This window comes from Sulfitobacter sp. W027, from assembly GCF_025143985.1.
Lineage (GTDB): Bacteria > Pseudomonadota > Alphaproteobacteria > Rhodobacterales > Rhodobacteraceae > Sulfitobacter.
Map to the genome: position 1 here is coordinate 45,647 of NZ_CP083567.1, position 14,030 is coordinate 59,676.

The 14,030-nt window shown below is 52.8% G+C and carries 13 protein-coding genes; all 13 read left to right on the forward strand.

Going from position 1 to position 14,030, the window contains the following annotated elements:
• The first annotated feature begins 5 nt into the window (after nucleotides 1-5).
• The 13 genes from K3759_RS18715 to K3759_RS18775 all read left to right on the forward strand — a co-directional run bounded on the left by K3759_RS18715 (nucleotide 6) and on the right by K3759_RS18775 (nucleotide 13,901).
• Nucleotides 6-1,061: a nucleotidyltransferase family protein gene (locus K3759_RS18715; RefSeq protein WP_259986472.1), complete on the forward strand. Its 1,056-nt coding sequence runs from the start codon at nucleotides 6-8 to the stop codon at nucleotides 1,059-1,061.
• On the forward strand, nucleotides 1,058-1,762 hold the full coding sequence (locus K3759_RS18720; protein ID WP_259986473.1) for a cytidylyltransferase domain-containing protein: 705 nt from the start codon (nucleotides 1,058-1,060) through the stop codon (nucleotides 1,760-1,762). Before K3759_RS18715 ends, K3759_RS18720 begins: the two co-directional genes overlap by 4 nt.
• Nucleotides 1,759-2,976, forward strand: a complete 1,218-nt coding sequence (locus tag K3759_RS18725; RefSeq protein ID WP_259986474.1) for a hypothetical protein — start codon at nucleotides 1,759-1,761, stop codon at nucleotides 2,974-2,976. Before K3759_RS18720 ends, K3759_RS18725 begins: the two co-directional genes overlap by 4 nt.
• Complete coding sequence (locus K3759_RS18730; protein ID WP_259986475.1) at nucleotides 2,973-4,127, forward strand: glycosyltransferase family 4 protein; 1,155 nt, start codon at nucleotides 2,973-2,975, stop codon at nucleotides 4,125-4,127. The genes K3759_RS18725 and K3759_RS18730 overlap by 4 nt, the downstream gene beginning before the upstream one ends.
• Nucleotides 4,124-4,693 carry a hypothetical protein gene (locus tag K3759_RS20260; RefSeq protein WP_311199028.1) on the forward strand — a complete coding sequence of 190 codons (570 nt, stop codon included), beginning with the start codon at nucleotides 4,124-4,126 and terminating at the stop codon, nucleotides 4,691-4,693. Before K3759_RS18730 ends, K3759_RS20260 begins: the two co-directional genes overlap by 4 nt.
• Before the next feature lie 391 nt (nucleotides 4,694-5,084).
• On the forward strand, nucleotides 5,085-6,650 hold the full coding sequence (locus K3759_RS18740) for an oligosaccharide flippase family protein (RefSeq protein WP_259986476.1): 1,566 nt from the start codon (nucleotides 5,085-5,087) through the stop codon (nucleotides 6,648-6,650).
• Nucleotides 6,647-7,291 (forward strand): sulfotransferase family protein, encoded by a 645-nt coding sequence (locus K3759_RS18745; RefSeq protein ID WP_259986477.1) that lies wholly within the window; start codon nucleotides 6,647-6,649, stop codon nucleotides 7,289-7,291. Before K3759_RS18740 ends, K3759_RS18745 begins: the two co-directional genes overlap by 4 nt.
• Nucleotides 7,292-7,294: 3 nt before the next feature.
• The gene (locus K3759_RS18750) at nucleotides 7,295-8,470 is read left to right on the forward strand and encodes a glycosyltransferase family 4 protein (RefSeq protein ID WP_259986478.1); all 1,176 of its coding nucleotides are present in this window, start codon (nucleotides 7,295-7,297) and stop codon (nucleotides 8,468-8,470) included.
• Nucleotides 8,463-9,869 carry a hypothetical protein gene (locus K3759_RS18755; protein WP_259986479.1) on the forward strand — a complete coding sequence of 469 codons (1,407 nt, stop codon included), beginning with the start codon at nucleotides 8,463-8,465 and terminating at the stop codon, nucleotides 9,867-9,869. The genes K3759_RS18750 and K3759_RS18755 overlap by 8 nt, the downstream gene beginning before the upstream one ends.
• A complete protein-coding gene (locus K3759_RS18760) occupies nucleotides 9,866-11,005 on the forward strand; it encodes a glycosyltransferase family 4 protein (protein WP_259986480.1) in 1,140 nt (379 codons plus the stop codon). Before K3759_RS18755 ends, K3759_RS18760 begins: the two co-directional genes overlap by 4 nt.
• 46 nt (nucleotides 11,006-11,051) lie before the next feature.
• On the forward strand, nucleotides 11,052-12,185 hold the full coding sequence (locus K3759_RS18765; RefSeq protein WP_259986482.1) for a glycosyltransferase: 1,134 nt from the start codon (nucleotides 11,052-11,054) through the stop codon (nucleotides 12,183-12,185).
• Between the two features lie 3 nt (nucleotides 12,186-12,188).
• Nucleotides 12,189-12,755 carry an acetyltransferase gene (locus K3759_RS18770; protein ID WP_259986484.1) on the forward strand — a complete coding sequence of 189 codons (567 nt, stop codon included), beginning with the start codon at nucleotides 12,189-12,191 and terminating at the stop codon, nucleotides 12,753-12,755.
• A gap of 237 nt (nucleotides 12,756-12,992) precedes the next feature.
• The gene (locus K3759_RS18775) at nucleotides 12,993-13,901 is read left to right on the forward strand and encodes a glycosyltransferase family 2 protein (RefSeq protein ID WP_259986486.1); all 909 of its coding nucleotides are present in this window, start codon (nucleotides 12,993-12,995) and stop codon (nucleotides 13,899-13,901) included.
• Nucleotides 13,902-14,030: the final 129 nt, after the last annotated feature.

A 14,030-nucleotide genomic window follows, 5' to 3' on the forward strand; every position in this document is an offset into this window, starting at 1 on the left:
TTGCGATGTTGACCGACCTGAAGAAGATGACCGTACAGGCCGATGCCAGCCTTCGCCGGGTCATGGAAGTCATCGACAGCGAGGCGCGGCAGATCGCGCTGGTGACGGACGACATCGGCGTACTGGTAGCCACCGTCACTGATGGCGACGTGCGGCGTGGTTTGCTGCAGGGCGTGCAGCTAGACACGCCCGTCTCGGAGATCATGCACCGTAACCCGACTACGCTTCTGCAGGGGGCCAGCGCCGCATCGGCGCAGCGCCTAATGCGGGAACGCGGCCTGCACCATATTCCCGTGGTCGACGCAGGGGGCCGCCTAGTTGCGCTGGCGCTGCGCGAAGGTATGACCGGGGTCGAGCCGCGTCCGACCCGCGTGCTACTGATGGCCGGGGGCCTCGGCATGCGCCTGCGCCCACTGACGGAAACTGTGCCGAAGCCGATGATCCCGGTGGGTGACAAGCCCCTACTGGAACGCATCGTGACCCGCTTCCAAGACCAAGGCTTCAGCCGCTTCACCCTGTCGCTGAACTACCTCGGCCAAGTGATCCGCGATTATTTCGGCGATGGCTCTAGACTCGGGGTGGAGATCGACTACGTCGAAGAGACCAAGCGCATGGGCACCGGTGGCGCGCTTTCTCTAATGCTGCATCGCCCCGACGAGCCCTTCGTAGTGATGAATGGCGACATCCTGACGACAACCTCCTTCGGTGCGATGATGGATTTCCATGTCGGGACCGGCTCGGCCGTGACCATCTGCGCGCGCGAGTTCAACATGCAAGTGCCTTATGGTGTACTGAATACGGAAGGTACCACGCTGATGTCTATGGAGGAGAAGCCGGTGCACAGGCATCTGGTGAACGCGGGTATATACGCGCTGTCGCCGCTGGTTTTCGATCATGTCAAGGACGGCGAGCCGCTCGACATGCCGGACCTGGTCGACCGGGTGAAAGAAGCCGGCCACCAAGTATCGGTCTTCCCGGTACGGGAATATTGGATGGATATCGGACGCATCGAGGATTTGGACCGCGCTCGCGCCGAATACGAGACGGTGTTCGGGAAATGAGCGACGTCCTGGCAGTCATCACCGCGCGCGGGGGATCGAAGGGCCTGCCGCGAAAGAACGTGCGCCCGCTAGGTGGGCTGCCGCTGATTGCTTGGACGGTGCGAGCTGCGTTGGAGGCATCATGCGTGGCCCGCGTGCTTGTCTCGACCGACGACGAGGAGATCGCGAAGGCAGCGCGAGACGCTGGAGCCGAGGTGCCTTTTATGCGCCCTGCTGAACTGGCCAGTGATACTGCTGGCTCGGTAGAAGTCTTGGAGCATGCACTCGAGGCAAGCGGCGCACATAGTGTTGCGCTTTTACTACAGCCAACCTCTCCGCTTCGGCACGCAGGACATATCGATGCAGCCTTCGCGCAGATGCAGGCCGCTTGTGCTCCCGGATGCGTTTCAGTTGCACCAGCGCCCAAACCGCCGTGGCTGATGTATTCGTTCAAAGAAGGCGGCCAGCTAAAACCTTTTTTGCAGATGCCCACTGGCATCACTCGTCGGCAGGATTTCCCGCCAGCTTACGTGCTGAATGGAGCTCTGTATTTCGTGCGTAGTGACGTTTTTGCAAATGAACGGAGTTTTATGGTCACGGGTACAATCGGCTACGAAATGAGCAGTCAAGATTCCGTGGATATCGACACATTGGAGGATTTCGTTCTGGCCGAGCGTTTGTTGTCACACCAAATTTCTGCTGGACTAAGAGAGGGGCGATGACCGCTAGTGTAGACGCCAAAATCGACCGAGTGGCGCAAACCCTACAATCGCTACCGCCAGTTGCACGCGCGCTACTGGGTCGTGAGCAACTTATCATGGGCCGGGTGCTCGGACGCGAAATTGGTCCACGCGAACATAGGCTGATGGGCCTGCTTTCTTGGACCGGCCAACCTGGGATGCTATTGATAAGCCTCTTACTTCTTCTCAGGCGTGTCTGGGCGCAACGACGCTTACCGCGGCGCCTGCCCTTACCACAGGCTTTATTCATCGGTATCAATGCCTTGCATGAAATCGACCTACGTCAAGATCTGCGTGATCGCTTGGGGCATGATCACGTTTTCGTTGATGAACGTCAGATGGATCATTTTGCCCTCGCTGGCCGCCTACGGTTAGGTTCCGCGCTAAAAGAGTGGGCCCGGCTGGCACCTCTAACTCTGAAGTGTTCACGTGATACGGTGGAGGAGTACGATACCTTGGAATTGCGCACTAGTTTGACGATGCGTCTGCCTGATCTCGCGCATCTTATTGCACAGTTCCGCGAGCTATACGCGGCTGACAGAGAAATTTTGATTGCGTGCTCCACAGCCGATTTAGCTGCGCATGCGGCCTCCATTGTGGGCTTTCAGGCCGAATACCACCAACACGGTTTTCTAACACGAACCCTTGTTTTCCCCAATTTTGCAACCATGATCGCTTTGACTAAAGTTGAAGGTGCGCATCTAGCCTCCCGAGTTCCCGGCTTGCGGGTCCATTGTTTACCAGTAGAAATCAAAGAGTGTCCCAACGTTCGGATATTGGCTCTTGCTGGCATTTATTTAAAAATTGATATTACCCCGGTCATCGCGCTTATCCGCTTTGCTTTAGCTCAGAATTACAAAGTGGTGATCCGCCCACATCCGCAGGGAGAAGATGCAGTTTGGCAGGATCTAACAGGGATGGACGGGGTGGTGATCGACACGGATGGAGGTTTCGATGATTTTCTTACCAAGTGGCAGCCCTCCTTTTTAGTGACTTGGTTCTCCACCACGCTTCTGGACGGTTTGCTGGCGGGTGCCCTGCCAGTCACCTTGTCAACAGGCAGACCTAATCTAGTCTTTCCATTTGATCAAATCTGTATGTCTTGGCCGCACGACAGACTGGAACTGGAACAGTGCATGGCTGACGAGACCAATCGCCTTAATGTGCTAAAGAGCTTTTCTAAGGTCCTTTCATGAAGTATCCTGAGCCGATATTGTTTTTTCACTGCGTAGATGACCGGAACCGTAACGCCCAGTCGAACAACACCAAAGCCATCCTTTCTAATTGGGATGCGGCGGGGCCATCTGCAGCAGCGTTCCATTTCGATACTCCAGAAACTGCTGTTGCAGAAAATCCTAATGTACGCTTGATCAAACTACCGCCAAACCGGCTGTGGAAAGCACAAGCTTTGATGGCAGCCCTCGGACGTTTTTCAGCAGTTGTTTTTCCTGGTTTTGCGCCTTCATTTGACGATCGGGTTCGAAGGCTGCGTGCTGCTCTTGGGCGGCATGGCGCAATTATTTCAACGCTGGAGGGTATGCCAGCCAGCAGTGAAGGATTTGCTGATGAAGAAGCTCGTTTAAGCGATATGGCAGGCCATCCAGTCTTCTGCCAAACTGTGGACCCAAGCAATATGGCGGCTCTGAACCGAACCAAGGCTCATTCTGACCTTATTGTCGCCATTAGTCCATTCTTGGCTAACGTGGCTACGCAAATTTGGCCCGGACCCCAGACCACGTATATTCCTCTGGGTGTAAACCTGCAGGTTTTTCATCCTGAAGGGCGTAAGAAACATTCCGAAAAACGTCAAGTTAACGTAGTATGTGCGGGCAGTTTTCAGGCTCGCAAACGTCCAGAAGTCTTTCTAGAACTGGCCCGAAGGCATCAGCAAGCCCAATTTACGTGGTTCGGCGACGGGCAAATGAGGGGACCGCTGCTCGAGCAAGCGAGGTCCGAAATGCTTAATAACATTTCGTTCCCTGGATCAGCCACACCGGATGCCCTAGCTGATGCTTTTCGGTCCGCAGATTTATTTGCATTGCCTTCGATCTCGGAAGGAGTTCCTAAGGTTACTCAGGAAGCTGCAGCGTGCGGGCTGCCAGTGGTCTGCATGAACTATTTTGAGGCCCATTCTGTGGTCGAAGGGGTGAATGGCTTCCAAGCGCGCGACGAGTCCGAATTCTACTTACGTATCAAAAACTTAATCGAAGACCCCGATCTCCGTCGTCGTATGGGGGGGGCCAGTGCAGAAATGGCGCAAAGCTGGGGATGGGGCAGCTTGGCGAAGCGCTGGCAGGATCAGATTCGTACTGCTGCTCTCGCACTTCCAAAAAAGGACTTCAGATGACGTCTATCCTACAAAAAATTATCCGACGCGCGTTGCAACCACTGCGTCTTTTCGCGCTTGGCCTTGCTAATTTCGTGCCACGGCTGCCCGCTCTTAATAGACTTAGGATCGTTCTTCTGCGCGCATCCGGAATACACATAGCGCAAAGCGCGGTGGTCTGGGGCCCGATCACAGCTGTGCCGGTTGCTGGGCTCGGTAACATTGAGATCGGTCCTCGTAGCTTTCTAAATACCGAGACTCGTTTTGGGTGTCCGGAGGCCCGCATCCGCATCGGTTCGGACGTACAAGTAGGGCCGAGGGTCTGTTTTGAGACGATTAACCATGGGCGAGCAAGGCCTGACGGGCCGCGGGGCGCAACGGCTGGTGAAATAAATATCGAAGACAAGGTCTGGATCGGTTGCGGGGTGATAGTTCTTCCAGGGGTTACTATTGGCGCGGGAGCTAGCGTTGCTGCAGGCTCGGTGGTTGCGCGAGACGTCGCACCTGGTGTGACAGTTGGTGGTGTGCCCGCGCGTATCATCGTCGCGTCGAGCGCGCGTTCGGCCCGTACTTCCTTAGCTGTCTGAGGACCAAAACATTTATTGACCGGGTCGTGAACAGCCTGCGTGCTGAAGGAGCATTCCCAATCCGATGCTCTGCTCAAGTTAGCGCTTCGGATCCCTATGCAACGCAACTGGGAAACATTGGTCGGAAAAAGCTGCCGCTTCTTAGATCGGTTGGAAGCTTTAGATCCGCAAATGATAGAAACTGGAGACTTTTGCGTGCTCGGTACCGAAAGCATCTTGCTGGCACATGGTCCTAGGTTCGATGGTAGCTCTCAGATAGTCGTTGCAGATTATACGCATATCGGGCGCCGCCTGAGAGCTTTGACGGGAATCTCAATTGGGTCAACATGTATCATTGGTCCGAAAAAATCAGCTACACTTCACAGTTCCACGGTAAAGGTGGCATAAAATCGTGAATTCATCTGCAAATCAAAAGACAGAAAATAGCGCAGCAGTGCGGCGCCTTGGGGGGCAAACAACTATAGTGATGGGGGGTACAGCCTTTACCTTCATTGTAGGGTTCCCCTTCCAGATCTACCTGGCGAGAGAACTCGGCGCGGCAGGGTTAGGTCTGGTTGGTATTGCCGAAGCGCTAGTAATGACGGTCAGTGGACTGCTGGGATTGGGGCTGGCGCCGCTTGCCGTACGATACATTCCGGAATATCTAGTAAGCGGTGCTAGCCGAGCAATTCGGCAACTTATCATTTTAGGGCTGACCTTGCTGACTGGTCTTGGGGCCATTGGAGCGCTATTGTTGGTGCCTCTAGCGAGCGTCTTGCCACAAGCCGTCGGCATAACCCAAGAGATGATGGACTTATTAGTCATTCTGAGCATTCTGCTACCGATATCAATGATTTCTTTCTTTATCGCTCAGGCCCTGAGGGGATTTCAAGAAATTTGGATGGTAGTTCTATCTACGTCGTTTCTAGCACTTTTAATCAAAGTTATCCTAACTTTCTTTCTGTTTAACGCTAACGGAGCTTCTCCACAAAATTATGCTTGGGCGATGGTGGGCTCACAGGGTGTAGCAATCCTTCCCATGACTCTGAAATTGTGGCGCCTAGCATCGACCCTTCCACAAGAAGCCACCCCACTGCCACTTAGCTGGAGGGCAATGACCTCTTTCGCCGGAACCAATTATGCGTCCGGGGCGCTAAACGCGCTTGTAGGGAACCTCGACCGGATTGTCATCGGCGCGTTGCTCGGCCCTTCAGGGGTTGGGGTGCTGATGGTCGCACGTCAGCTGCAACAATTCCCTACTGTCTTTCATCAGGTTGTGCTGACGGTAGTATCGCCCGTCTTTGCCAGGTTGAAAGCCGCAGGGGATGTGTTAGGTTTAGCCCATCAGCTGCATCTCGCTAATGACTGGATTCTACGCATGGCCGCCGGTCTGATAATCGTTCTAGCGGTGCTGGCCGATCATATTTTGGGGCTGTATGGACCGGACTTCGCCGCCCAAGGAACGCCACTACTACTTTTGATGATAGCGACAGTATTGCTAAACCTCGGAACCGGTCCGGTAGGGATTTTGCTAAATATGACAGGTTTGCATGTCGTACTATTTCGGGTCGTTGTTATCACTTCGGTTACCACCTTCGCAGCCTATTTCTTGTTTATCCCAGTCCTTGGCGTTTCAGGAGCAGGACTGGCAGTTCTGGTGGGAACTGCGATCAACAAGGGAGGGGCGATTTGGCTGGTAAAAAAACGACTTGGTATATCGTGGTATGATCGACGCTTTCGCGGATGGGTTATACCTTCGATTGCAGCCGCAGCTGTTCTATTTGCTCTGCGCCCAGTATTCGATGGAATTCAGGGCTTGGGAGCACGAGCCACGCTGCTAATGGTGGTGACAACACTTGCATATTTTGTATTTTTCGGCGTGAACCTATTGGTTGGGCTGCATGAAGATGATCTCGAAGTAATCGCTGCAATGAGGGCCCGTGTAGCTGCCCTGCGCAACCGTGGGTCTCATTTATGAAGGTGATCAAACAAATGAGGTGTCAATTGGCAGACCTGCGTGGTCGGGGGATATACGCAGGTTGGCCCGACGAACACCAGGCGGTCTTTATCCATTTGCCAAAGACAGCCGGCACCTCGGTGTCGCACGCGCTTGGGTTGTCTGCCTCTCGCCACATTCCAGCTGAAGCGTATCGCATGGCCAATCCTAGAAAGTTCGCGAAATTCTTCAAATTTGCCTTCGTTCGCAACCCATACGATCGACTTCTTTCGAGTTATGCATTTCTTATGAATGGAGGGATGAATGATGATGACGCGCGCTTCGCTGCGACACATGTTCAGCCGTTTGGCAGTTTTTCGCAATTTGTCATTGAGGGGCTCGCCTGCAATCCGAAGATCCGCGCGTGGGTACACTTTCGACCGCAGACAGATTTTGTTTGCGATCCTGCCGGGTATCACATAATGGATTTCATTGGTCGGTTTGAATGTATTTCCGAAGACTATGAAACGGTCGCTGAACGGATCGGGGTCTCAGGTGCACTGCCTCGTACAAATCGGTCAAGGCACGGCGATTACCGCGAGGCTTACAACGCAGAATCATTGGATATCGTGCGTCAAATTTATCGTCGTGATCTGGCCACATTTAGATATGATTTCGGTTAATTTATGCGGATTCTTTTCATCTCCGCCTACTGGCCGCGACCAAATCAGCCACATCCAGCTTTCTTTGAGGTCGATCAACTGCGCGCGCTGGTCGAGAATGGACACCAATTAGATGTCTGGATTTTCACTCCCCCTTGGCGTCGAAAGGCCCCTTTCCTTAGTTCATTAGAGCTAGGTTTAGATCCTGAGCACGTGCGCCTAAAACAGATCGTGTTGCCACGTCTGCCGGAACTACTGTCACGCGGGCGCTTAGGCACATTAATTAACAAACTTGCCTCAGGTCTACGGATGCGCACCTGTCTACGAAAGGTTGAACAAGAGACTGGAGTTTTCAAGGCGGTGATTGTTAACGGGGAACGCTATATCGGGCTGTCAGCGAAACTATGGAACCCAAAAAATACTAGATCTTTAGCTATGATAGTACATGGCGCAGATCCTATTCTGGAACGCTTGTCATCCAAATTTGTGAAACGGCACGTCGGGGAGAGCGTTAATCCCGGACTTACTTGTTTGATACTCGTAGGAAATCGGCTGCGCGACTATGCTTTACGGATGGGGTATGCACAAGACCGGATCCAAATTATTCCTAACGGATTTCGGCACCCTCAGCTCTCAAGGACAGTTCCAAAGAAGCGGGGAGCCCGGATCAAGATAATCACTGTGGCCAGGCTCATTAAGGTAAAGGGACTAGATGACGCGATACAGGCTTTAGCTCTGTTGCAGCGCAATCATCCAACGCTTGAATGGAACTTTGACATTCTCGGTGACGGCCCAGAACGGGCGCCGCTAGTGAACCTGACAGAACAGATGGGTCTTTCGAATCGGGTTCGATTTCATGGCTCCGTCCCTAATAAGACGGTCTTGCAAGAACTTGAAGGAGCGGACATATTTCTTTTGCCGAGCTGGAACGAAGCTTTTGGCTTAGTTTACTTAGAAGCGATGGCTATGGGCTGCACTGTAATTGGCTGCTTAGAAAATGGCGCAGCCGACATCTTGACCGATGGGGTCGATGGGCGCCTGGTTCCACCACGCGATGTAGAAAAATTAGCAGAAGTGCTGGGTGTATTGGCCGCCGATACCAACCAGTGTGAAGCGCTCAGCATTGCGGCCAGAAAAAGCGTCAAGCGGTTCTCTTGGCAAGCAAATGCCGAAGCGATAGTTGACGCTCTTAATGGTTAGATCACGTTTTTCAATCAAGTTGGATCGTTTTTGGCAAGTTGCATTGCTGGTTATGATCTTGCGCGTATTGTCTGGCCCGACAGGGTTTCTGGCCTACCTGTTAATTACGTTGTACGGTGTGCGTAGCCCTCGCCACACAATTGAAGCTTTTCTGCTATCGTACTTCCTAACTCTTGCGAACACCGCACTGTTCGGTGACGTAGCGGATGGCGGTACTGGTCGCTATATTGTGATTTTTGGTTTAACAGGGGCGATGATCGGAAGGTTGTTGCTGTCGAAGAAAGTTCGTTTTAACCATGCAGTTGTTGCGACGCTTATATTGAGTGGCTATATCGTCTTGCATGGAATCCTATTCAGTGTATTGCCTTCCATTTCGGTTCTAAAGGGGATGCTTTGGAGCATGGCTATGTTGACGGCGTTGATTTCCTTTTCATCTATGTCGGAAAGTGAGTTTCGGTTGGCGGAACGTCATATTTATAGCTATTTAGGTTTTTTAGTGCTGCTCAGCCTACTAATCTATGCAACGATTCCTGCTGGGACTATGTTTCCCTACACATATTTGCGCGGTGTACTTGCGCATTCGCAAGCTACTGGTGTATTGGCTGCAATGCTGTCAGTTTGGGCATTTTCTCGAATTTTGAGCTCGCCAAGTAATAATATAATGGATGTAGTCCTATTTTTTGGCTCATTGCTAACCGTATTTCTTTCGGGAACGCGCACGGGTCTTATCAGTGTGGTGTTGTGCCTTACCGTACTCCTGCTAATCAGTAGCGCCCAGGGCCACCGCCCTACTCAGCACCTTTTACGGACGTTAAGAAGTTCTGTAGTTAAGGTTGGGTTAGCAATTATAGCGGTAATTGCGGTCACCAATAGCGGAATCCTCTTGACGGCGGTTAGTAACTTCATTTCAAAAGGCCTTAGCGATCAAAACTTAATAAGTGCGTACGCCGCTTCACGCGGCGAACTAATCGCGACCATGCTGGCAAACATTGATGCCGACCCATTAGTTGGACTTGGCTTTGGCATTGCTTCTGATCCAAGTTCGATGTTGGTGCAGAAAGTTTTCGGTATTCCCATCAGCGCTGTTGTTGAAAAGGGTGTAACGCACATTGCCGTGGTTGAAGAACTTGGCTTGATAGGAGCTATATTCGTTCTCTATTGGGTCATGCTAATTTCTTATAAGTCTCTCGGCGCTCAACTTGCGCAGTTCGGACTTGTCTTAAGCATCGTTCTGCTGAATTTTGGTGAAGCGGCTCTATTCTCCGCTGGCGGAAGCGGACTATTGCAAATCCTACTTCTTGGCTACGCATCTAATCGCATAAGCTCAGCATGGAGCTCTCGAACGCACCCACCTTCCGCTAGTACATCTCTAAAGCAATTAAGGCCTAATCCGCGATGAGGATCTATCTCTGGGAGTATGCAGTCAGCCCCCATTTGGGTAATATTTTAAGCGGCATGGCTGCACTTGGTTATGATACCTATTACGTCGTACACTCAGAGACCTATTCGGTTCGCCAGGCCGAGGGCTGGGTATTGCCGGACCTTCCTGGAGTGAAAATCCTGCAGCCGAGAAGTTCTTCTCAGATGCATAACATAATTGCATCAGCTTCCCCCGAAGATATCCATATCTGCGCCGGATTACGTGGTAGTGATCACGTGCGATTAGCCACAGCAGCGTTGAGGGCAGCGGGACGGCGTTTCATTGTTTTTATGGAGACAATCGATGAACGCAGTCCATTAAGCTTTCTAAAACGACCTTTGTACAAAAAGCTTTTCTTCCAAAACCGCCTTCAATTGGAGGGTATTCTCGCAGCCGGGGCGGACACTCCGGCTTGGGTGGCGGCGCGAGGCGTGCCGTCGTCAAAGATTTTTAGTTTTGCTTACTTTTTGAACGCGCCGCGTGCCGTCAAAAGACGGTCGCGCCCCTTGACCGGCGTACGACTCTTATTTGTTGGTAACCTTATCGCACGCAAGCGTGTTCGTCTCATTATTGAGGCCCTTCGCTCATTGCCAAATGACGTAACATTAGACATCGTTGGTGATGGACCTCTTCGGGCAAGGCTAGCCGAACTAGGCGAAGCCTATGCGCCGGGTCGCGTCATCTTTCACGGAACCCGTCCCATGCCCGAGATAGCCAGCTTCATGGCCTCAGCTGATTGTTTAGTACTTCCCAGCGACCACGATGGCTGGGGCGCCGTGATTTCTGAGGCTATGCTTGCAGGGACACCGGTCGTATGTTCAGATCGTTGCGGCGCGAGTGTCATTGTACGTGCCTCCGGCTGCGGAAAAGTCTTTCAAGCCTTCGCTCGAAACACCTGCGCCGAAGCGCTGAAAACTCAGGTGTCAGCGGGCCCAATTTTTAACCAAGAGCGTGCTGCTCTGTCCAGTTGGTCTAAGTGCCTCGCTGCTCCGGAGGGCTCACTTTATCTTGACAGGATCGTCAAGCATCTACGTTGTGGCGGTCAACGTCCAATCCCCCCATGGGCAAAAGCTGGTCGGTTGGACTCCAAACTGAAGTCGAAGGCACTGACTTGACCACATTAACAGTTACAAGCGTATTGGGCCAAGTAAGGCGGATTATATGACGATCAATGTCTCCCATACTGTAGCCTCGATTGAAAATCTCGGTTCAGGTGTTACGTACTGCGTTACGAGCTTGTCGGCGGCCCAAGCGAGCCAAGGTCTCCGCACAGCGGTATATTCCGTTGGCAGTGACCGTTCAGGAAGCATCACGGCGTTTGAGGATCGCCGTTATCCAAATGACTTTGAGGCAGTACCCGTCTTCCGTAGGTTGGGAGCCTCCCGTGCTATGCGGCGTGCCTTGAACGCAAACAAGCCCGATATTGTTCACGCTCACGGCCTCTGGATGCTCCCAAATACTTACCGGGCAAAGGGCGCAGCTCTAGTGATTTCGCCGCATGGTATGCTGACTCCAGTTGCTCTCTCGTTCTCTCCCCGCAAAAAGGCCTTGTTTCGTTTGCTATTTCAGAACCGGGCGCTGGCTTCGGCTGCTCTATTCTCTGCCACGGCCGAAAGCGAATACGACGACATTCGAAGTTTTGGCCTATCTCAGCCCGTAGCAGTCATCCCAAATGGGATCGACCTGCCCGATCTTCCCATTGACAGAACCTGCGTAGATGGTAGGTCGGTTCTCTCTCTCGGGCGCATTCATCCCAAAAAGGGGCTGGATAAGCTAGTCCGTGCCTGGGCGGCGGTCGAACGGCCCTTCCCCGACTGGGAGCTGCGGATCGTTGGCCCAGACGAGCTCGGACATGCTGCTGAGCTAAAGGAACTTGTCCGATCGTTAGATCTGAAGAATGTATCGATAGAAGGTGCGGTCTTCGGCCAGGCCAAAACCGAGTTGATGGCTGGAGTGAACCTTTTCGTACTTCCTTCACGCAGCGAGAATTTCGCAATGACAGTGGCTGAAAGTCTGGCTTTGGGAGTGCCAGTGATCTCGACAAAGGGAGCTCCTTGGGCTGGCCTTGAGACCCACGGTTGCGGTTGGTGGGTCGACCACGGAGCCGAACCACTTGCAGCCGCATTGCGCTCCGCGATGTCTCAGCCTCTGGAAGGACTCAGGTCCATGGGTCACAAAGGTCGCGCATGGATGGCGCAAGACTATTCTTGGGAGCGGGTGGCCAATATGACACTTGACACTTACCTATGGGCCCTAGAGGGCGGAGAACCTCCTGATTTTGTTCGTGCGGATTGAATAATGATTGATGTTGAAGCCAACCGGTCTTCGCGGAAATGGAGCAGACGTGAGCAGATTGGCCGCGCACTGTGGGGGCTCGTGCAGCCCCTCTTCTATCTAAGCCCACGACCGGTATGGGGTTGGCGTCGCAACTTGCTAAGGGCATTTGGGGCTCGGGTCGGACGGAATGTTCATATCTATCCCAGTGCTCGAATAACGATCCCTTGGAACTTGTATCTGAATGATCAGTGCGCAATTGGCGACGGTGCAATTCTTTATGCTCTGGGGCCCATTACAGTCGGTCCAAGGGCGACTATTTCGCAGGGTGCGCACCTCTGTGCTGGAACCCATGACATTTCCCGCTCTGACCGGCCGCTTGTAAAGCTTCCGATTACGATTGGAGCGGACGTCTGGATTGCGGCGGATGCTTTCATCGGCCCGAACGTATATGTTGGGGATAGCGCAATTGTCGGTGCTCGTGCCGTGGTGATGAAGGATGTCCCAACTGACGCCATTGTCGTCGGGAATCCAGCGCGCGCAATCAGGAAGGACAAACCACGCAAATTAAGCCTCAAACCTGCGACCTAATGCGTCAACGGCACTGGGGGTTGTCTGCGTACGTATGTCGGATAAATCTTAACATAACTACTTCAGTGAGGGCGACATCAAACTGATGAGTATATGATTAGTTCTGAAGTGGCGAATCCCTTATAGGAAAGCCCTTAGTCGCCATTGCCCACAGGCCTGTGTCCTAACCGCATTTCAAACGCCCAATAACGTCCCCTTCGTACCAGCTAGCTTTAGCCCCTTTACAAAGAGGTCCCTTTGACCCTTACCGTTGTCATTCTGACCAAGAACGAAGAGCGCCACATTGTTCGTGCGCTTGCCTCAGTCGCTGCCATTGCGGATACTTGCGTGGTGGTTGACTCTGGGTCGGACGATCGGACAGTCGAACTGGCTGAAGCCGAGGGTGCGAGAACTCTCGTTCATCCATTTATCACGCAAGCACAGCAGTTCAATTGGGCGATCGACCAGCTTCCGCAGGAGACGGAGTGGATTTTGCGCCTAGATGCAGATGAGATTGTGACCACTCATCTAGCGGTTGAAATCTTAGATGGTCTCACCACTCTCCCCCCAGAGACGCTGGGCGTTTACGCTCCTCGCCGCATGCACTTCTTGGGTCGACGCATAGCTTGGGGGGGGGTCTTTCCAGTCCGCGTATTGCGGCTCTTCCGCCACGGGCATGGACACTGCGAAAACCGATGGATGGACGAGCACATTATTGTAGACGGTGAGACCGCAAACTTCGCCGGCGAGATTATTGATGACAATTTGAATTCGCTGACTTGGTGGACGGAGAAGCACAATTCCTACGCCAGTAGGGAAGTGGTTGATATCCTCAACCAGCAGCACAATTTTATGCCGCAAGAAAGCGTCGCCAAGTTGCGCGGCGGTCAGCAAGCAGGGATCAAGCGCTGGATCAAAGAGTATGTGTACGCACGGCTTCCCGGTGGGTTGAGAGCCTTCGCGTATTTCCTTTATAGGTATGTTTTTCGGTTGGGATTTTTGGACGGCAAAGAGGGCACCGCGTTCCACGTACTTCAAGGTTTCTGGTATCGGTATCTTGTCGATATGAAACTCCACGAAGTGAACACCTATATGAAACGTAAGAACGTGAAAGTGGAAGTAGCGATCAAGGATGTTCTCGGCATTGACCTTCACCCTCGTGCCTAAAGCGAATGATGCCATCGGCTGAGAACCGGATATTGGGAGGGTCGATATCCGACCTTATCGGCGCTTCGGATTTGCGTCGCGCTTGAGATTTCGGTGAAACTCACCATAAGGGGATAGTGCAAACCAAAA